General features: G+C 71.9%; 16 protein-coding genes. 9 read left to right on the forward strand and 7 right to left on the reverse strand.

The window, feature by feature from the left end; translation table 11 throughout:
- Positions 1 to 87 precede the first annotated feature (87 nt).
- Genes ABZ135_RS29645 through ABZ135_RS29655 form a run of 3 tightly spaced genes read right to left on the reverse strand, consistent with a single transcriptional unit; the run spans position 88 to position 2665 of the window.
- Entirely contained in the window at positions 88 to 894 is an 807-nt protein-coding gene (locus ABZ135_RS29645; protein WP_356699875.1) for an SAM-dependent methyltransferase, read from the reverse strand.
- The gene (locus tag ABZ135_RS29650) at positions 891 to 1619 is read right to left on the reverse strand and encodes a glycerophosphodiester phosphodiesterase (RefSeq protein WP_356699877.1); all 729 of its coding nucleotides are present in this window, start codon (positions 1617 to 1619) and stop codon (positions 891 to 893) included. Before ABZ135_RS29650 ends, ABZ135_RS29645 begins: the two co-directional genes overlap by 4 nt.
- Positions 1620 to 1639: 20 nt before the next feature.
- On the reverse strand, positions 1640 to 2665 hold the full coding sequence (locus ABZ135_RS29655) for an adenosine deaminase (RefSeq protein WP_356699879.1): 1026 nt from the start codon (positions 2663 to 2665) through the stop codon (positions 1640 to 1642).
- 75 nt (positions 2666 to 2740) lie between these two features.
- On the opposite strand from ABZ135_RS29655, the gene ABZ135_RS29660 reads away from it, so the two are divergent.
- Positions 2741 to 3451: a DUF4190 domain-containing protein gene (locus tag ABZ135_RS29660; RefSeq protein WP_356699881.1), complete on the forward strand. Its 711-nt coding sequence runs from the start codon at positions 2741 to 2743 to the stop codon at positions 3449 to 3451.
- A 10-nt stretch (positions 3452 to 3461) separates the two neighbouring features.
- Here the strand turns inward: ABZ135_RS29660 and ABZ135_RS29665 are convergent, their stop codons facing one another.
- On the reverse strand, positions 3462 to 4061 hold the full coding sequence (locus ABZ135_RS29665; protein WP_356699883.1) for an NADAR family protein: 600 nt from the start codon (positions 4059 to 4061) through the stop codon (positions 3462 to 3464).
- Positions 4062 to 4237: 176 nt separating this feature from the next.
- Here ABZ135_RS29665 and ABZ135_RS29670 point away from each other — a divergent pair, with 176 nt between their 5' ends.
- The 8 genes from ABZ135_RS29670 to ABZ135_RS29705 all read left to right on the forward strand — a co-directional run bounded on the left by ABZ135_RS29670 (position 4238) and on the right by ABZ135_RS29705 (position 13975).
- On the forward strand, positions 4238 to 5752 hold the full coding sequence (locus tag ABZ135_RS29670; protein WP_356699885.1) for a gamma-aminobutyraldehyde dehydrogenase: 1515 nt from the start codon (positions 4238 to 4240) through the stop codon (positions 5750 to 5752).
- 52 nt (positions 5753 to 5804) lie between these two features.
- The gene (locus ABZ135_RS29675; RefSeq protein ID WP_356699887.1) at positions 5805 to 7052 is read left to right on the forward strand and encodes a spermidine/putrescine ABC transporter substrate-binding protein; all 1248 of its coding nucleotides are present in this window, start codon (positions 5805 to 5807) and stop codon (positions 7050 to 7052) included.
- 41 nt (positions 7053 to 7093) lie between these two features.
- Positions 7094 to 8242 carry an ABC transporter ATP-binding protein gene (locus tag ABZ135_RS29680; protein ID WP_356699889.1) on the forward strand — a complete coding sequence of 383 codons (1149 nt, stop codon included), beginning with the start codon at positions 7094 to 7096 and terminating at the stop codon, positions 8240 to 8242.
- Positions 8239 to 9165, forward strand: coding sequence for an ABC transporter permease (locus ABZ135_RS29685; RefSeq protein WP_356699890.1), 927 nt, complete (start codon positions 8239 to 8241; stop codon positions 9163 to 9165). Before ABZ135_RS29680 ends, ABZ135_RS29685 begins: the two co-directional genes overlap by 4 nt.
- The gene (locus ABZ135_RS29690; RefSeq protein ID WP_356699892.1) at positions 9165 to 9959 is read left to right on the forward strand and encodes an ABC transporter permease; all 795 of its coding nucleotides are present in this window, start codon (positions 9165 to 9167) and stop codon (positions 9957 to 9959) included. The genes ABZ135_RS29685 and ABZ135_RS29690 overlap by 1 nt, the downstream gene beginning before the upstream one ends.
- A gap of 36 nt (positions 9960 to 9995) precedes the next feature.
- Positions 9996 to 11423: an FAD-binding oxidoreductase gene (locus ABZ135_RS29695; protein ID WP_356699894.1), complete on the forward strand. Its 1428-nt coding sequence runs from the start codon at positions 9996 to 9998 to the stop codon at positions 11421 to 11423.
- A 126-nt stretch (positions 11424 to 11549) separates the two neighbouring features.
- Positions 11550 to 12056, forward strand: a complete 507-nt coding sequence (locus ABZ135_RS29700) for a hypothetical protein (RefSeq protein ID WP_356699931.1) — start codon at positions 11550 to 11552, stop codon at positions 12054 to 12056.
- A 116-nt stretch (positions 12057 to 12172) separates the two neighbouring features.
- Positions 12173 to 13975, forward strand: coding sequence for a glycosyl hydrolase family 18 protein (locus tag ABZ135_RS29705; RefSeq protein ID WP_356699896.1), 1803 nt, complete (start codon positions 12173 to 12175; stop codon positions 13973 to 13975).
- Here the strand turns inward: ABZ135_RS29705 and ABZ135_RS29710 are convergent.
- The 3 genes from ABZ135_RS29710 to gabT all read right to left on the reverse strand — a co-directional run bounded on the left by ABZ135_RS29710 (position 13960) and on the right by gabT (position 16831).
- Positions 13960 to 14622 carry a hypothetical protein gene (locus ABZ135_RS29710; protein ID WP_356699898.1) on the reverse strand — a complete coding sequence of 221 codons (663 nt, stop codon included), beginning with the start codon at positions 14620 to 14622 and terminating at the stop codon, positions 13960 to 13962. The genes ABZ135_RS29705 and ABZ135_RS29710 overlap by 16 nt on opposite strands.
- Positions 14619 to 15386 (reverse strand): phosphatase PAP2 family protein, encoded by a 768-nt coding sequence (locus tag ABZ135_RS29715; RefSeq protein WP_356699900.1) that lies wholly within the window; start codon positions 15384 to 15386, stop codon positions 14619 to 14621. Before ABZ135_RS29715 ends, ABZ135_RS29710 begins: the two co-directional genes overlap by 4 nt.
- Before the next feature lie 110 nt (positions 15387 to 15496).
- Complete coding sequence (gabT, locus tag ABZ135_RS29720; protein ID WP_356699902.1) at positions 15497 to 16831, reverse strand: 4-aminobutyrate--2-oxoglutarate transaminase; 1335 nt, start codon at positions 16829 to 16831, stop codon at positions 15497 to 15499.
- Positions 16832 to 17618: the final 787 nt, after the last annotated feature.

The raw sequence follows: 17618 nt of genomic DNA on the forward strand, positions 1-17618 counted from the left end.
GCGCGATCCCGATGTCCACCGCCCACGGGTTCGCCGCGCCCCAGGCCCGTACCTCCCGCACCCCCGGTATCCGTCCCCCTCCTCCCATTACGGCTTGCGGCCCACCGCACCGAACTGCGCGACCTCGGCCGCCTCCGGCGCGCGCCAGCGCGCGCACGACACGATGCCCGGCTCCAGCAGGTCCAGCCCGTCCAGGAAGGAGGCGAACTCGGCGCGGCCGCGGGCCGTGATCGGCGGGGTCGCGTGGGCGTTCCAGAACTCCATCGCCGCCACGTTCGCCTCGCCGCCCAGGTCGGCGTCGTACGTCGGGTGGGTGAGCACCAGGAAACTGCCGGACGGCACCGCGTCCATCAGGGTCCGCACGATCGAGCGGGCCTCGTCCGTGTCCAGGACGAAGTTGAGGATGCCCAGCATCAGCACCGCGACCGGCCGCGAGAGGTCCAGCGTCCGCGCCGCCTGCGCCAGGATCTTCTCCGGGGCGTGCGCGTCCGCGTCCACGTACTCCGTGACGCCCTCCGGCGTCCCCGTCAGCAGGGCGCGCGCGTGCGTCAGGACGATCGGGTCGTTATCGACGTAGACGATCCGGACGTCCGGCGCCACCCGCTGCGCCACCTCGTGGGTGTTGTCGGCCGTCGGCAGCCCCGTGCCGATGTCCAGGAACTGGCGCACCCCCCGCTCGCCCGCCAGATGGGTCACCGCACGGCCGAGGAACGCCCGGTCCGCGCGCGCCACCGCCCCGATGCTCGGGTGGAACGCCGTCACCTGGTCGCCGACCGCCCGGTCCACCGGGTAGTTGTCCTTGCCGCCCAGCCAGTAGTTCCACACCCGGGCGTTGTGCGCGATGTCGGTGCGGATGCGGTCGTCGAGGTGCTCGGGCGGGGGCAGGTCGGTCATCGACGGGCCTTTCGGAGGACGGCGGCCAAGGCGTCGACGCGATTGGTCGTGATCGAATCGACCCCGTTCCCGATCAGCTTACGCATGGACCGCTTCGTGTCCGGTGTCCACACGGACACCAGCAGTCCGTCCCGGTGCACCCGCTCCACCAGCTCCCGACTCGCCAGCCCGAAGCGGTAGTTCAGCCAGCGCGGCCGCACCGCGTCCAGCAGCACGGGGCGCGGCGGCGCCAGCGAGTTCCAGGTCAGCGCGATCTCCGCACGCGGATCCGCCGCCCGCACGTGGAGCATCGCCACACCCCCCGCGCAGTAGAAGACCCGCTCCGCCGCCCCGCACTCCCGGACCGTGCCGACGACCGTGCGCACCGAACCCTCGTCCCCGCCCGGCAGATCCAGCATCAACCGGTGCGCCCCCGCGGCGAGCAGCGCCTCCCGCAGCGTCGGCACCCCGCCGTCCGTCAGCTCCTTCAGCCGCGCGACGGTGAGCGACGCCAGCGGCCGGTCCTGTCCCCACAGCCGCTTCAGCGAATCGTCGTGCAGCAGGACCGGCACCCCGTCCTTCGTCAGCCGCACGTCCACCTCCACCGCGTCCGCGCCCCGCGCGAGCGCCGACAGGATCGAAGGGACCGTGTTCTCCCGGACGCGGTACGGGTCGCCGCGGTGCGCCACCACGGTGAGGGACGGGGCGGGGGCGGCGGACGGGGGGCGGGGGGTCATGGAGGCCATGCCCCCCATTCTGCTGACGGCTACGCCGACAGCCACCGCTCCGTGTACGTGTCGATCTCCTCGGCCAGGCGCGCCTTCCCCGCCTCGTCCAGGAACGACGCCTCCACCGCGTTCTTCGCGAGCGCCGCAAGACCCCGCTCGTCCAGGCCGAGCAGCCGCGCCGCCACCGCGTACTCGTTGTTCAGGTCCGTGCCGAACATCGGCGGGTCGTCGCTGTTGATCGTCACCAGCACCCCCGCCTCCACCATCCGCCGGAGCGGGTGGTCCTCCAGGCGCTCCACCGCCCGGGTCGCGATGTTCGAGGTCGGACAGACCTCCAGCGCGATCCGGTGCTCGGCCAGATACGCCAGGAGCTCGGGGTCCTGGACGGAGCTCGTGCCGTGGCCGATCCGCTCGGCGCCCAGTTGGCGCAGGGCGTCCCACACCGTCTCCGGGCCCGTCGTCTCGCCCGCGTGCGGCACCGAGCGCAGACCGGCCGCCCGGGCCCGGTCGAAGTACGGCTTGAACTGCGGACGCGGCACACCGATCTCCGGGCCGCCCAGACCGAACGACACCAGGCCCTCCGGCCGCAGGTCGACCGCGAGGCGCGCCGTCTCCTCCGCCGCCTCCAGACCCGCCTCACCCGGGATGTCGAAGCACCAGCGCAGGATCACGCCGAGCTCCGCCTCGGCCGCCTTCCGGGCGTCCTCGATCGCCGCCATGAACGCGCGCTCGTCGATGCCGCGCCGGGTCGAGCTGTACGGGGTGATCGTCAGCTCCGCGTAGCGGATGTTCTGGCGGGCCATGTCCCGGGCGACCTCGAAGGTCAGCAGCCGCACGTCCTCCGGGGTCCGCACCAGGTCCACGACCGACAGATACACCTCGATGAAGTGGGCGAAGTCCGTGAACGTGAAGTAGTCGGCCAGGGCCTCCGGGTCCGTCGGGACCTTGGAGTCCGGGTGGCGGGCGGCCAGCTCGGCGACGATCCGCGGCGAGGCGGAGCCCACGTGGTGGACGTGCAGCTCGGCCTTCGGGAGCCCGGCGATGAAGGAATGCAGGTCGGTCATCAGGTCATCGTAGGCCGGGCCGTTCCCCCGGAAGCGTGAGGTCGTAGCATGGCGTGACCACGATGGGGGAGGCCCATGTCTGAGAACAGCGACCAGCCGGTGGACCCGTGGGCTCCGCCGAACCAGGACGGCGTCGAACTGAGCAAGGGGGCGACGGGCGGGGCGGCGCCGGGTGCGTCCGGCCCGACGGGGACGCCCGGTACGCCCGGTGCGCCGGGTCCGTCGGGTGCGGCCGGGTCGCCGGTGCACGACCAGCCGACCATGGCGTCCGGCGTCGAACTCCCGCCCCCGCCGGCCGCGCCGGGCACCTCGGGCGGCTCCTTCGGCTACCCGACGCAGCCGGCCGCGCCCCAGCCGGGGCTGGGAGCGGGTCCGGGGATGGGCGCCGGGACGGGCTACGGCTATCCGGCGGCCCCGGGATATCCCGCGTACGGCAGCGGCTACGGTCAGCCGGGCTGGCAGCAGACCCCCGCCAACGGCATGGGAACGGCCGCCATGGTCCTCGGCATCATCGCCGTGGCGGGCTTCTGCTTCTACGGGCTCGGCGCGGTCCTCGGCATCCTGGCGCTGATCTTCGGCATCATCGGCCTGAAGAAGGCCAACCGGGGCGAGGCCACCAACCGGGGCATGGCCATCGCGGGCATCGTGCTCGGCGCCGTCGGCACGCTGGTCAGCGCCGCCTTCCTGGGCTTCATCATCTGGGCCGTCGCCAACGACCCGGACGCCTTCGACGACTCCGAGGACCCCTGGGCGACCAGCCTCACCGTCTCCTCCGCCCCTCGCTGACCGACCGGCGTCAGCCCGCCACGGGGGCCGCTCCGGTGGCCGCGGCCCCCCGCACGTCCCCCGCTCCCGTCTCCCGCAGCCTCGCCCGCGCCTCCATCAGCGCGAAGCCGAGCAGGTTGAGGCCGCGCCACCGCTCGGGGTCGAAGGCCCGCGGATCGTCCGCGGCCAGCCCGATGCCCCAGACGCGGTCCAGGGGGCTCGCCTCGACGAGGACGCGGGAGCCCGTTCCCAGCAGGAACGAGCGCAGCGGCTCGGCCGAGAACTTGTGCACGCTGCCCGCGACGACGATCTCGAAGCGCTCCCGCTCCCAGACCGCCTCGTCGAAGCCGCGGACCAGGCGGCCGGCGTTCTTCGCCTGCGCCGGGGTGGGCGCGGCGAGGGCCGCCGCCTCCGCCTCCGGGTCCCCGAAGAGCCGGGCCTTGCGCGCCATCATCCAGTGCTCGGCCGTCGCGTAGCACACCCCCTCCACCTCGAAGGGGGACGGCCACCACTGGCTCAGACAGCTCGCCGAGAGCTGCCCGTCGGGGCGCGGACGGTGGCCCCAGAAGTGCAGCCATTTGAGCTTCGCTCCGGCGCTGACCTGCCGTTTCAGTGTGTCGAGATCCTTCATGCATGGCAGCTTGTCAGGTGCCACGGACAGTCCGTACGGCAATTTCCCGCCGACCTCGACACATTGCTCGACCGATTCCGTCGCGTAACCAAAAGGCAACAACGGAATCACTTGTTGGGCCTGGGGGCCTCTGTCAGGATCGGCACTCAACTCGAACTGGAACAACGGAGAGCGTCATGGGCAACCGCTTCCAGGTGTCGGATCGCTTCGCGGACGGCGCGCAGTACATCGGAGGGCGGCTTCGGGCCGGCACCTCGGGGCAGGACCACAGCGTGATCGACCCGGCGACCGGGGAGAGCGTCCTCACGTACGCGCTGGCCTCCGCCGCCGATGTCGACGAGGCCGTCGCCGCCGCCAAGGAGGCGTTCCCCGCGTGGGCGGGGGCCACCCCGGGCGAGCGGTCCGACGCGCTGCACCGGCTCGCCGGTGTGCTGGCCGAGCGGGCGGAGGACTTCGCCCGGGTGGAGTCCCTCCAGTGCGGCAAGCCGCTGAAGCTCACCACCGAGTTCGACGTGCCGGGGACGGTGGACAACACCGCCTTCTTCGCCGGTGCCGCCCGGCACCTCCAGGGCCAGTCGGCGGGGGAGTACAGCGGGGACCACACCTCGTACGTCCGGCGGGAGGCCATCGGCGTCGTGGGCTCCATCGCCCCGTGGAACTATCCGCTGCAGATGGCGGCGTGGAAGATCCTGCCGGCGATCGCCGCGGGCAACACCATCGTCCTGAAGCCGGCCGAGCTGACGCCGCTGACCTCCCTGATGTTCGCTCAGGCGGCGAAGGAGGCCGGCATCCCGGACGGCGTCGTCAACGTGGTCACGGGGGCCGGCCGGGTCGCCGGTGAGCATCTGGTCGGGCACCCGGACGTGGCCATGACCTCGTTCACCGGGTCCACGGGCGTGGGCAAGCGGGTCGCGGAGATCGCGACCGCGACGGTGAAGCGGCTGCACCTGGAACTCGGCGGCAAGGCCCCCTTCGTCGTCTTCGACGACGCCGACCTGGAGGCCGCCGCCCAGGGGGCGGTCGCCGCCTCGCTGATCAACAGCGGGCAGGACTGCACCGCCGCCACCCGGGCCTATGTGCAGCGCCCGCTGTTCGACGCCTTCGTCGCGCGGGTCGCGGAGCTGATGGAGACCGTGCGGGTCGGGGACCCGTTCGACGGCACGACCGATCTCGGGCCGCTCATCAGCCATGTCCAGCGGGACCGGGTGGCCGGCTTCGTCGAGCGGGCGCGGGCGTACGCGACCGTCGTCACCGGAGGCGAAGCCCCCGGTGGCGCGCTCGAGGAGGGTGCGTATTATCGGCCCACCCTGATCACCGGCGCCCCGCAGGACAGCGAGGTCGTGCAGTCGGAGATCTTCGGGCCGGTCCTGGTGGCCCTGCCCTTCGACGGCGACGACGAGGGCATCCGGCTCGCCAACGACACCCCGTACGGGCTCGCCGCCTCCGCCTGGAGCCGGGACGTCTACCGGGCGAACCGGGCCACCCGTGAGATCAAGGCCGGCTGTGTGTGGGTCAACGACCACATCCCGATCATCAGCGAGATGCCCCACGGCGGCTACAAGGCGTCCGGCTTCGGAAAGGACATGTCCGCGTACTCCTTCGAGGAGTACACGCAGGTCAAGCATGTGATGTACGACAACACCGCGGTCGCCGCGAAGGACTGGCACCGCACGATCTTCGGGGACCGATAGCCAGCCACAGCCGTCCGACCAGCGGCGAAACCATCCCGAAAGGGCACAGCGCATGGAGCAGTACGAGCCCGACAGCCTGTCCGCGGCGCAGGTGGCCGCGATGCGGCGCAGCCTGACGAGCGGCCGGGGCGCCCTCACCCGCCGTTCGATGCTGCGGGCCGGAGGCGTCGGCGCGCTCACCGTCGGCGGCCTCGCCGGCCTGAGCGCCTGTGGCATCCCGCCCGCCAAGCGGGAGGGCGAAGGCCCGGCGTCCACGGACTTCTCGGCCAAGGAGAAGACGCTCGCCTTCTCCAACTGGACCGAGTACATGGACGTCAGCGAGGACGAGAAGACGCGTCCGACCCTGGAGGCGTTCACCAAGCGGACCGGGATCAAGGTCAAGTACACCGAGGACATCAACGACAACGTCGAGTTCTTCGGGAAGATCAAACCGCAGCTCGCGGCCGGCCAGGACACCGGACGCGACCTGATCTGCGTGACGGACTGGCTGGCCGCCCGCATCATCCGGCTCGGCTGGGCGCAGAAGCTCGACCCGGCGAACCTCCCGCACGCGTACGCCAACCTGTCCGCCCAGTTCCGGCGCCCCGACTGGGACCCCGGCCGGGCCTACTCGTACCCCTGGACCGGCATCTCGACCGTCATCGCCTACAACAGCAAGGCGACCGGCGGGAAGAAGGTCGACTCGGTCTCCCAGATGCTGGACGACCCCGCGCTGAAGGGACGGGTCGGCTTCCTGACGGAGATGCGGGACTCGGTGGGCATGACCCTCATCGACATGGGCAAGGACCCCGGCTCCTTCACGGACGCCGACTTCGACGCGGCGGTCGGCCGGCTGCAGAAGGGCGTCGACCGGAAGCAGATCCGCCGCTTCACCGGCAACGACTACACCTCCGACCTCGACAAGGGCGACCTGGCGGCCTGTCTCGCGTGGGCCGGTGACGTCATCCAGCTCCAGGCCGACAACCCGGACATCAAGTTCGCCATCCCGGCCGCCGGCTACATCACCTCCAGCGACAACCTGCTGGTCCCGGCGCAGGCCCGGCACAAGACCAACGCCGAGAAGCTCATCGACTACTACTACGAGCTCCCGGTCGCCGCCCAACTGGCCGCCTACATCAACTACGTCTGCCCGGTCGACGGGGTGAAGGACGAACTCGCCAAGATCGACCCGGCGCTGGCGAGCAACACGCTGATCCTCCCGGACAAGGCGATGGCGGCGAAGTCGCGCGCCTTCCGCTCGCTCAGCAGCGCGGAGGAGACCGCGTACGAGGAGAAGTTCGCCAAGCTCATCGGTGCCTGAGGCCGTCGTCCCTTACCTGAACGAACACCGGGAATCCCTCCATGACTGACAACACAACCGGCGGCGACGTCCGTCTCACCGGCATCAGCAAGACCTACGGCTCCTTCACCGCCGTCCACCCGCTCGACCTGACCGTCCCGCAGGGCTCCTTCTTCGCCCTGCTCGGCGCCTCCGGCTGCGGCAAGACCACCACCCTGCGGATGATCGCCGGCCTCGAGGACCCCACGACGGGCAGCGTCTTCCTCGGCGACCGGGACGTGACGGCACTGCCGCCGTACAAGCGGCCCGTGAACACCGTCTTCCAGTCCTACGCGCTCTTCCCGCACATGGACATCTCCGAGAACATCGCCTTCGGCCTGCGCCGGCGCGGCATCAAGTCGGTGAAGAAGCAGGTCGACGAGATGCTGGAGCTGGTCCAGCTCGGCGACAAGGCCCGGCACAAGCCGCACCAGCTCTCCGGCGGCCAGCAGCAGCGCGTCGCCGTGGCCCGCGCCCTCATCAACCACCCGCAGGTGCTGCTGCTCGACGAGCCGCTCGGCGCCCTCGACCTGAAGCTGCGCCGCCAGATGCAACTGGAGCTCAAGCGCATCCAGACCGAGGTGGGCATCACCTTCGTGCACGTCACCCACGACCAGGAGGAGGCCATGACCATGGCCGACCAGGTCGCGGTGATGAACGGCGGCCGGGTCGAGCAGCTCGGCGCCCCCGCCGACCTGTACGAGAACCCGAGGACGACGTTCGTCGCGAACTTCCTCGGCACCTCCAACCTGATCGAGGCCGAGGTCGCCGAGACCGGCGACCAGGTCGTCGTCACCGCCGGCGGCGGCAGGCTGCGCGTGCCGGCCGAGCGCTGCGCCTCCGCCGTCCGCGCGGGGGAGAAGGTGCTGGTGGGCGTACGGCCCGAGAAGATCTCGCTGGCGCACGCCGACGACGCCGGGGAGATCGCCGAGGGCCGCAACCGGGTCACCGGCCGGATCGTCGACTCCTCCTTCATCGGCGTCTCCACGCAGTACGTGGTGAACTCGCCGGCCGGCGCGGAACTCCAGGTCTACGAGCAGAACATCGAGCGCGACACGCGCCTGGTGCCCGGCGCCCAGGTCGTCCTGCACTGGAACCCGGCGCACACCTTCGGCCTCGACGCCGCCCAGGACATCGACGCGGGTGTGGAGACGGTGGAGGACTCGCTGTGAGCGCGACGCTGACGAAGGACGCGCCGCCGGCCGAGGAGCCGGTGCTGCGCAAGCCCTCCGCACGCAGGCGGCTGGTCCCGTACTGGCTGCTGCTGCCCGGCATCGTCTGGCTGCTCGTCTTCTTCGCGCTGCCGATGGTCTACCAGGCGTCGACCTCCGTGCAGACCGGCTCCCTGGAGAAGGGCTTCGAGGTCACCTGGCACTTCCGGACCTACTGGGACGCCTTCCACGAGTACTGGCCGCAGTTCGTCCGCTCGCTGCTGTACGCGGGCACGGCGACCCTGCTGTGTCTGCTGCTCGGCTACCCGCTGGCGTACCTGATCGCCTTCAAGGCCGGCCGCTGGCGCAACCTCCTGCTGGTGCTCGTCATCGCGCCGTTCTTCACCAGCTTCCTAATCCGCACGCTGGCGTGGAAGACGATCCTCGCCGACGACAGCGTCGTGGTGGACGTGCTCAACGCCCTCCACGTCCTCGACGTCACGAGCTGGCTCGGCTGGACCGAGGGCGAGCGGGTCCTCGCCACCCCCATGGCGGTGGTCTGCGGTCTGACGTACAACTTCCTGCCGTTCATGATCCTGCCGCTGTACACCTCCCTGGAGCGGATCGACGGCCGGCTGCACGAGGCCGCCAAGGACCTCTACGCCTCCCCGGCGACCACCTTCCGCAAGGTGACCTTCCCGCTGTCGATGCCCGGCGTCGTCTCCGGCACGCTGCTCACCTTCATCCCGGCGAGCGGCGACTACGTCAACGCCGAACTCCTCGGCTCGACCGACACCAAGATGGTCGGCAACGTCATCCAGTCGCAGTTCCTGCGGGTCCTCGACTACCCGACGGCCGCCGCCCTGTCGTTCATCCTCATGGCGATCGTGCTGCTCATGGTCACCGTCTACATCCGCCGCGCGGGAACGGAGGACCTGGTCTGATGCAGTGGCTTCGGAAGAACCTGGTGGCCCTCGCGGGCCTGCTCACGCTCGCGTACATGATCCTGCCGAACGTCGTCGTCATGGCGTTCTCCTTCAACAAGCCCAACGGGCGCTTCAACTACGCCTGGCAGCAGTTCTCGCTGGACGCCTGGAAGGACCCCTGCGGGGTCGCCGACCTGTGCGCGTCGCTCACCCTCTCGCTCCAGCTCGCCGCGTGGGCGACGGCCGGCGCGCTCGTCCTCGGCACGATGATCGCCTTCGCGCTTGTCCGCTACCGCTTCAAGGCGCGCGGCGCGATCAACTCGCTGATCTTCCTGCCGATGGCGATGCCCGAGGTCGTCATGGCCGCCTCGCTGCTCACCCTGTTCCTCAACATGGGGGCGGAGCTGGGCTTCTGGACGGTCCTGATCGCCCACATCATGTTCTGCCTGTCGTTCGTCGTGACGGCGGTCAAGGCGCGCGTGATGTCCATGGACCCGCGCCTGGAGGAGGCGGCCCGCGACCTGTACGCGGGTCCCGTGCAGACCTTCCTGCGGGTGACCCTGCCGATCGCCGCGCCCGGCATCGCCGCCGGTGGCCTGCTCGCCTTCGCGCTGTCGTTCGACGACTTCATCATCACCAACTTCAACGCGGGCTCCACCGTGACCTTCCCCATGTTCGTCTGGGGCTCGGCGCAGCGCGGAACCCCCGTCCAGATCAACGTGATCGGCACCGCGATGTTCGTCCTCGCGGTGGTGATCGTCGTGGCCGGCCAGATCATCTCGAACCGGCGCAGGAAAACAGCAACGGCCTGACCGACCGCCGGTCGGGCACCGAAGGAGTTGGAAACCATGGCCCCAGTCGCCATGCGTCTCGCTGCACAATCTCTCTCCGACGCCCAGCCCGTCCCCTTCTGGCTGGAAGACCCCGGCAAGCCCGGAGCCCTGCCCGCCCTCACCGGCACCGAGCGGTGCGACCTGCTCGTGGTCGGCGGCGGCTACAGCGGACTGTGGACCGCGCTCCTCGCCAAGGAGCGCGACCCCTCCCGGGATGTCGTCCTGATCGAAGGCCGCGAGGTGGGCTGGGCCGCCTCGGGCCGCAACGGCGGCTTCTGCGCCGCCTCCCTGACCCACGGCTTCGGCAACGGCCTGGCCCGCTGGCCGGGGGAGCTCGCGACCCTGGAGCGGATGGGCGAGCGGAACCTCGACGCCATCGAGGAGACCGTCGCCCGCTACTCCCTGGACTGCGACTTCGAGCGCACCGGCGAGATCGACGTGGCCACCGAGGCGTACCAGCTCGACGAGCTGCACGAGTGGTACGAGCAGGCCGACCGGCTCGGTCTCGCCGGCGGCCTCACGCTCCTGGACCGCGACGCGGTGCGCGCCGAGGTCGACTCGCCCACCTTCCAGGGCGGTCTGTGGGACCGCCGCGGCGTGGCCATGCTGCACCCGGCGAAGCTGGCCTGGGGCCTCAAGCGGGCCTGTCTGGACCTCGGGGTGCGGATCTTCGAGAACACCCCGGCGCTCGACCTGGTCTCGGCGGGCGGCGCGGGCGGCGGCATGGCCGTGCGCACCCCGTACGGCCGGGTCGCGGCCCGCCGGGTCGCCCTCGGCACCAACGTCTTCCCGTCGCTGGTCAAGCGGGTGCGGCACTACGTCGTCCCGGTGTACGACTACGCGCTGATGACCGAGCCGCTGAGCGAGGAGCAACTGGCGTCGGTGGGCTGGAAGAACCGGCAGGGCCTCGGCGACTCCGCCAACCAGTTCCACTACTTCCGGATCACCGCGGACCACCGCATCCTGTGGGGCGGTTACGACGCGGTCTACCGTTTCGGCGGCAAGGTGGCCGCCGAGATGGACCACCGCCCCGAGACGTACCTCAAGCTCGCCCAGCACTTCTTCACCTGCTTCCCGCAGCTCGAGGGTCTGCGCTTCAGCCACGCCTGGGGCGGGGCGATCGACACCTGCGCGCGCTTCTCGGCCTTCTTCGGCACCGCGCACCAGGGCAAGGTGGCGTACGCGGCCGGCTACACGGGTCTCGGCGTGGGCGCCACGCGCTTCGGCGCGGACGTGATGCTGGACCTGCTGGCGGGGGAGCGGACCGAGCGGACGCGGCTGGAGATGGTCCGCTCCAAGCCGCTGCCGTTCCCGCCGGAGCCGATCGCCTGGGCCGGCATCGGGCTCACCAAGTGGTCGCTGGCCCGCGCCGACGCGAACGGCGGGCGGCGCAACCTGTGGCTGAAGACGATGGACCGGCTGGGGCTCGGCTTCGACAGTTGATCCCGTGGAGTGTGACACAGGTCACACTCCAGGAGGGGGGAACCCGCGTCATAGGCGCGGGGCGGCCCTCTCTCTCCGTACGGACACCGCGACCGCGGGTCCACACGGAGAGAGAGGGCTGTGGCGATGACGGATACGGGGACGGGTACGGGGTCGGACTCGGGCGCTCCGGAGGCCAGGACCGCGGTGGAGTGGCTCGCCTCGGTCGCGCCGGATCCCGACGCCTGCCGCTGGGAGTGGGAGCGCAACCCGCACGGCGTCGCGCTGCTGCCCGCCGGCCGGCGGTGGGACGTGCTGATCCTGCCGGCCGAGCTCGGCTACCCCACCCTGGACGTGCTGACCCGGCTCGTGGACCGGCCCGGCCCGGTCCTGACCGACTTCGGCGACGCCCGGATGGGCTTCTTCGTACCGCCGGGCACCGCCACCCGCTGGCTGGGCACCGGAGTGCGCAGCGCCGGCGCCGGGACCTGGATCGTCGTCCCCTACCCGGGACGGGCCACCGGCGGCGGGGTGCGCTGGCTGGTGGCCCCCGACGCGGCGGGCACGCTCACCGACGCCGCGCTCCTCGAACTCGCCATGCACGAGGCGGCGGGACGGCTGGCGGGGGAGGAGCGGGGACCGGGAGACACCTGAGACGCGGGCGGCCGGCTGCCCGGGGCCGGGGCGCGGTCAGAGGTCTTGACCACCTGATTGGTCTGGACCATGCTGTGGCGCGCGCCACCTCGATTCCCCCATCCCCGGAGGCAGTTGTGGACCGCACCCGACCCCTCACCCTTCTGCTCGCGGGCGTGCTCGCCGCCGGCGGCCTCACGGCGCTCACCCCCCTGGCGCAGGCCGCCGACACCGAACTCGCCCGCAACGGCGGCTTCGAGTCCGGCCTGGACGGCTGGAGCTGTACGGCCGGCAGCGGGGCCGTCGTCCCCTCACCCGTGCACAGCGGGACGAAGGCACTCCAGGCCACCCCCGCCGGCGGCGACAACGCCCGCTGCGCGCAAACCGTGCCCGTGCGGCCGAACTCCACCTACACGCTGAGCGGCTGGGTGCGCGGCACCTACGTGTACCTCGGCGCCTCCGGCACCGGCACCACCGACGTCTCCACCTGGACCCAGGCCGCCCCCGACTGGCAGCGGCTCGCCACGACCTTCACCACCGGCGCCTCCACCACCTCCGTCACGGTCTACACGCACGGCTGGTACGGCACCGGCGCCTACGTCGCCGACGACCTGTCCCTCCTCGGCCCCGGCGGCGATCCCGTCGCCGTACCGGCCACCCCCACCGGCCTCGCGGCCGGCTCCCCGACCTCCTCCTCGGTGCCGCTGACCTGGCCCGCGGTCCCCGGCGCGACCTCGTACAAGGTGTACAGGGACGGCGGCCTCGCCGCGACCGTCACCACCACCGCGTACACCGCCACCGGGCTGGCGGCCGGCACCTCGTACCGCTTCCAGGTGGCGGCGGCCAACAGCGCGGGCGAGTCCGCCCTCTCCACCGCCGTCGCCGCCACCACCGCGACCGGCGGCGGTGACCCCGGCGGCGGCCTGCCCGCCCACGCCCTCGTCGGCTACCTCCACGCGAGCTTCGCCAACGGCTCCGGCTACCTGCGCATGGCCGACGTCCCCGACTCCTGGGACGTCATCAACCTCGCCTTCGGCGAACCCACCTCGGTCACCTCCGGCGACATCCGCTTCCGGCTCTGTCCGGCGACCGAATGCCCCGGCGTCGAGTCCGCCGCCGACTTCAAGGCCGCCATCAAGGCCAAGCAGGCCGCCGGCAAGAAGGTCCTCATCTCCATCGGCGGCCAGAACGGCCAGGTCCAGCTCTCCACCACCGCCGCCCGCGACGCCTTCGTCACCTCCGTGTCGAAGATCATCGACGAGTACGGTCTCGACGGCCTCGACATCGACTTCGAGGGCCACTCGCTGTCGCTCCAGACCGGCGACACCGACTTCCGCCACCCGACCAGCCCGGTCATCGTGAACCTCGTCGCGGCCCTGAAGACCCTCAAGGCCCGGTACGGCGAGGACTTCGTGCTGACGATGGCGCCGGAGACCTTCTTCGTCCAGCTCGGCCATCAGTACTACGGCTCCGGCCCCTGGGGCGGCCAGGACCCCCGCGCCGGCGCCTACCTCCCGGTCATCCACGCCCTGCGCGACGACCTCACCCTGCTCCACGTCCAGGACTACAACTCCGGCCCCGTCATGGGCCTCGACAACCAGTACCACTCCATGGGCGGCGCCGACTTCCACATCGCCATGACCGACATGCTCCTCACCGGCTTCCCCGTCGCCGGCGACACCACCCGCGTCTTCCCCGCCCTCCGCCCCGACCAGGTCGCCATCGGCCTCCCCGCCTCCCCCCAGGCCGGCAACGGCCACACCCCGCCCGCCGAGGTGAACAAGGCCCTCGACTGCCTGACGAGGAAGACGAACTGCGGCACCTACCGCACCCACGGCACCTGGCCCGCCCTGCGCGGCCTGATGACCTGGTCCATCAACTGGGACCGCTTCCACCAGCAGGAGTTCAGCCGGAACTTCGACGCCTACGCCTGGAGCTGACCGGCCGCGGCCTCCCGGTCGAGACCCGTACGCCGCAGCGCCCGGACCATCGCCGGAAGGTCCGGGTCGCCGCGGTCCTCCGCCACGACGTGCGCCGCGAGCAACTCCGGCGTCAGGCGGTGCCCTTCGGCGGCGGTCATGAGGAGCTCCGCCGCCGGACGGTCGTACGCCACGTGGTCGGCCAGCAGGCCCAGGGCCTCGGCCCGGACGGCGAACCGGCTCATCCCGCAGTCCAGGCCGTCGTCGTCGAGGTCCTCCGGGTACGGGGCACGGGCCCAGGCGCCGTCCTCGTACCAGTAGACGCAGCCCAGCTCGTTCCCCGCGAGCCGGTCGCGCAGCTCCTCGTACGGGAGCCAGTCCGGGCCGCCCGCCAGCATGTCCACCGGCGGCTCGTACCACTTGCAGCCGCTCGACTCGTCCTCGCCGAACAGCACGTAACGGCCCTCGCCCGTCCGGGAGAAGGTCCACCAGGTGCAGCCGCAGTCGTCGAGGTGCAGACCCTCGTCGTCGATCCAGACGCCGGTCCGGTGGACGCCGGCGCCCTCCGCCTCGGTGGTGGCCTGCACGACGGCGGCCAGGGCCCAGCGCGTCCACAGGACGTCGGGGTCGGGCAGGTCGGTCGGGAGGCCGGGCCGGTGGATCGTCATCTCTTCTCCGGTGCGGGTGTCGCGGGCGGGGCGACGCGACCGTACCGCGCGGCGTACACCGGCCAGCGCAGCAGGGGCAGGCACAGGGCGATCGAGGCCAGGACGTCCAGGGGCCAGTGGAAGCCGCGCAGGACCAGGCCGGTGGCCGTGAGCGCGGTGAGGGCGGCGGCGACCGGGAGCAGGCGGCGGGAGAGGAGGAGGGCCGCGCCGAAGTAGGCGACCATCGCCGTCGCGGTGTGGCCCGAAGGGAAGTAGCCGTGGGCCCACGGTTCGAGGGGGCCGGGGCGGGCCGTCCATGCCTTGAGGGGGACGACCAGGAGCGGCACGAGGGTCATGGCCAGGCCCGCGAGGAGGGCGGCGGCCCGGCGGCCGCGCCAGGCCGCGTACGCCATCGCGCAGGCCAGGACCGGCACGGCGACGGTGAGGTTGCCGAGGTCGGAGGCGAGCTCGGAGAGCGGGCGCGGGACCGTGTCCACCAGGGTGCGGGAGAGGCGCTCGTCGAGGCGGGCGAGGGGGCCGTGGACCAGGACCTGCCAGGTGCTGACGGCGAGGACGACGAGGGCCCAGAAGACAGCCGACCGCCCCGGAACAGGGGGGGTGGTTCCGGGGCGGTCGCCGTGACCGGGCTGCCGCGCGCCCCGGGGGGTGTGGGGCGGGCGGCCATCCGATCGGTGAGGAGTTCCGGAGCCCAGGGCTCCAGCGGTGTGCGCGAAGGCACGGTGTGGGCGGGGCTGGGGAGGCTCCGCCCGGGGTGTTTCTCTCATCTGCGGAAACCGTACGGCACGAGGAAGGGGGACCGACAGCCGGATCGCCATCCCGCCATCGGCCCCCCACAGCTTCTTCACACAGGGTGTCAGAAGTGGTGCCGCGATCGTCAGATACGGGCCAGTGCGGCCTCGATGACGTCCAGACCCTCGTTGAGGAGGTCCTCGCCGATGACCAGCGGCGGGAGGAAGCGCAGCACGTTGCCGTAGGTGCCGCAGGTGAGGACGAGGACGCCCTCGGCGTGGCATGCCTTGGCGAGCGCGCCGGCGGCCTCCGGGTTCGGCTCCTTGGTCGCCGGGTCCTTGACCAGCTCGATGGCGATCATGGCGCCGCGGCCGCGGATGTCGCCGATGATCTCGTACTTCTCCTGCATGGCGGCGAGGCGGCCCTTCATGACCTCCTCGATGCGCTTGGCCTTGCCGTTGAGGTCGAGCTCCTTCATGGTCTCGATGGCGCCGAGCGCACCGGCGCACGCGACCGGGTTGCCGCCGTAGGTGCCGCCGAGGCCGCCGCCGTGGACGGAGTCCATGATCTCGGCGCGGCCGGTGACGGCGGCGAGCGGCAGACCGCCCGCGATGCCCTTGGCGGTCGTGATGAGGTCCGGGACGATGCCCTCGTCCTCGCAGGCGAACCACTGGCCGGTGCGGCAGAAGCCGGACTGGATCTCGTCGGCGACGAAGACGATGCCGTTGTCGTTGGCGAACTTCACGATCGCCGGCAGGAAGCCCTTGGCCGGCTCGATGAAGCCGCCCTCGCCGAGCACCGGCTCGATGATGATCGCGGCGACGTTCTCGGCGCCGATCTGCTTGGTGATCTGGTCGATGGCCTGGGCGGCGGCCTCGGGGCCGCAGTTCTCCGGGCCGGTGGGCCAGCGGTAGCCGTAGGCGACCGGCACGCGGTAGACCTCGGGGGCGAACGGGCCGAAGCCGTGCTTGTACGGCATGTTCTTCGCCGTCAGCGCCATGGTGAGGTTGGTGCGGCCGTGGTAGCCGTGGTCGAAGACGACGACGGCCTGGCGCTTGGTGTACGAACGGGCGATCTTGACCGCGTTCTCGACGGCCTCGGCGCCCGAGTTGAACAGCGCGGACTTCTTGGCGTGGTCGCCCGGGGTCAGCTCGGCGAGGGCCTCGCAGACCTCGACGTAACCCTCGTACGGCGTGACCATGAAACAGGTGTGGGTGAAGTCCGCGAGCTGGGCGGAGGCGCGGCGCACCACGGCCTCGGCGGAGGCGCCGACCGAGGTCACGGCGATGCCGGAGCCGAAGTCGATCAGCAGGTTGCCGTCGATGTCCTCGATGACGCCGCCGCCGGCCCGCTTGGTGAACACGGGCAGCACCGAGCCCACGCCACCGGCGACCGCCTCGAGACGGCGGGCCTGAAGCTCCTGCGACTTCGGGCCGGGGATGGCGGTGACGACGCGCCGCTCCTGCGGGACAGCGTTCATGCGGGGCTCCTGGGGGTGATCTGGACGCACTTGCGGGTTTCCTCCGCAGGCTAGGCGCGGAGCAGGGGGTCGGGCATGCGCCGATCGGGAGTGTTGCGGGTGTGTCGTTGTCCGTGGTGGACAGGGAGGTGACGGGGGCCTCCGGAACGGGGCCGCATCCCCGGCGGATCCCGGTGGATGCGGGGCGGATCCCGGGCGGATCCCGGCCCCGGCCGCTTCTCGGCGGTGATGGGCCGTACGGGTGGGCGAATCCCCTCCGGCGCGGGCCCGGCGCACTAGATTGACGAGGGCACAGTGGCGGCGACCTGGCTGGTCAGGGGGCAGGGGTTCATGGAGACCGACGGTATGCACGAGTCGAGCGACACCCGAGGAGCCGAGGTGCCGCGCCCGGCCGGCCCGCCGGGCGCGCTGCCGCCGGTGCCACCGGTGCCGGCCGTACCGCCGAAGCCGCCGACGCCCGCGCCGGCACAGGCACCGACGCCGGCACACGCGCCGAGGCCGGCGGACGGGACGGCGGCCGTGGGGCCTACCGCGCCCGCTGAGGCTCCGGCGCCCACCGAGGCTCCGGCGTCCGCTGAAGGTCCGGCGGCCGTGGGGGCTCCCGCGCCTGCTGCGGCTCCGGTGTCCGTGCCCGCACCTCCGGCCGCAGCTCCGCCCGCGCCTCCGGCCGCGCCGCCCCGGCCCGTCGGGGCACCCGGCGCGAGCCCCGTCGCCGCGTGGATGGACGCTCCGAGGCCGGCGGCAGGGCCCGGGATCTGGCGGCTCCGCCACCGGCCCCCCGGCCCCG

Origin of the sequence: Streptomyces sp. NPDC006339 (assembly GCF_040612775.1) — a bacterium.
GTDB lineage: Bacteria > Actinomycetota > Actinomycetes > Streptomycetales > Streptomycetaceae > Streptomyces.

Coding starts and splice junctions, on each gene's coding strand:
- ABZ135_RS29645 (WP_356699875.1), bottom strand. CDS start 894: ATGACCGACCTGCCCCCGCCCGAGCACCTCGACGACCGCATCCGCACC.
- ABZ135_RS29650 (WP_356699877.1), bottom strand. CDS start 1,619: ATGGCCTCCATGACCCCCCGCCCCCCGTCCGCCGCCCCCGCCCCGTCC.
- ABZ135_RS29655 (WP_356699879.1), bottom strand. CDS start 2,665: ATGACCGACCTGCATTCCTTCATCGCCGGGCTCCCGAAGGCCGAGCTG.
- ABZ135_RS29660 (WP_356699881.1), top strand. CDS start 2,741: ATGTCTGAGAACAGCGACCAGCCGGTGGACCCGTGGGCTCCGCCGAAC.
- ABZ135_RS29665 (WP_356699883.1), bottom strand. CDS start 4,061: ATGAAGGATCTCGACACACTGAAACGGCAGGTCAGCGCCGGAGCGAAG.
- ABZ135_RS29670 (WP_356699885.1), top strand. CDS start 4,238: ATGGGCAACCGCTTCCAGGTGTCGGATCGCTTCGCGGACGGCGCGCAG.
- ABZ135_RS29675 (WP_356699887.1), top strand. CDS start 5,805: ATGGAGCAGTACGAGCCCGACAGCCTGTCCGCGGCGCAGGTGGCCGCG.
- ABZ135_RS29680 (WP_356699889.1), top strand. CDS start 7,094: ATGACTGACAACACAACCGGCGGCGACGTCCGTCTCACCGGCATCAGC.
- ABZ135_RS29690 (WP_356699892.1), top strand. CDS start 9,165: ATGCAGTGGCTTCGGAAGAACCTGGTGGCCCTCGCGGGCCTGCTCACG.
- ABZ135_RS29695 (WP_356699894.1), top strand. CDS start 9,996: ATGGCCCCAGTCGCCATGCGTCTCGCTGCACAATCTCTCTCCGACGCC.
- ABZ135_RS29700 (WP_356699931.1), top strand. CDS start 11,550: ATGACGGATACGGGGACGGGTACGGGGTCGGACTCGGGCGCTCCGGAG.
- ABZ135_RS29710 (WP_356699898.1), bottom strand. CDS start 14,622: ATGACGATCCACCGGCCCGGCCTCCCGACCGACCTGCCCGACCCCGAC.
- ABZ135_RS29715 (WP_356699900.1), bottom strand. CDS start 15,386: ATGAGAGAAACACCCCGGGCGGAGCCTCCCCAGCCCCGCCCACACCGT.
- gabT (WP_356699902.1), bottom strand. CDS start 16,831: ATGAACGCTGTCCCGCAGGAGCGGCGCGTCGTCACCGCCATCCCCGGC.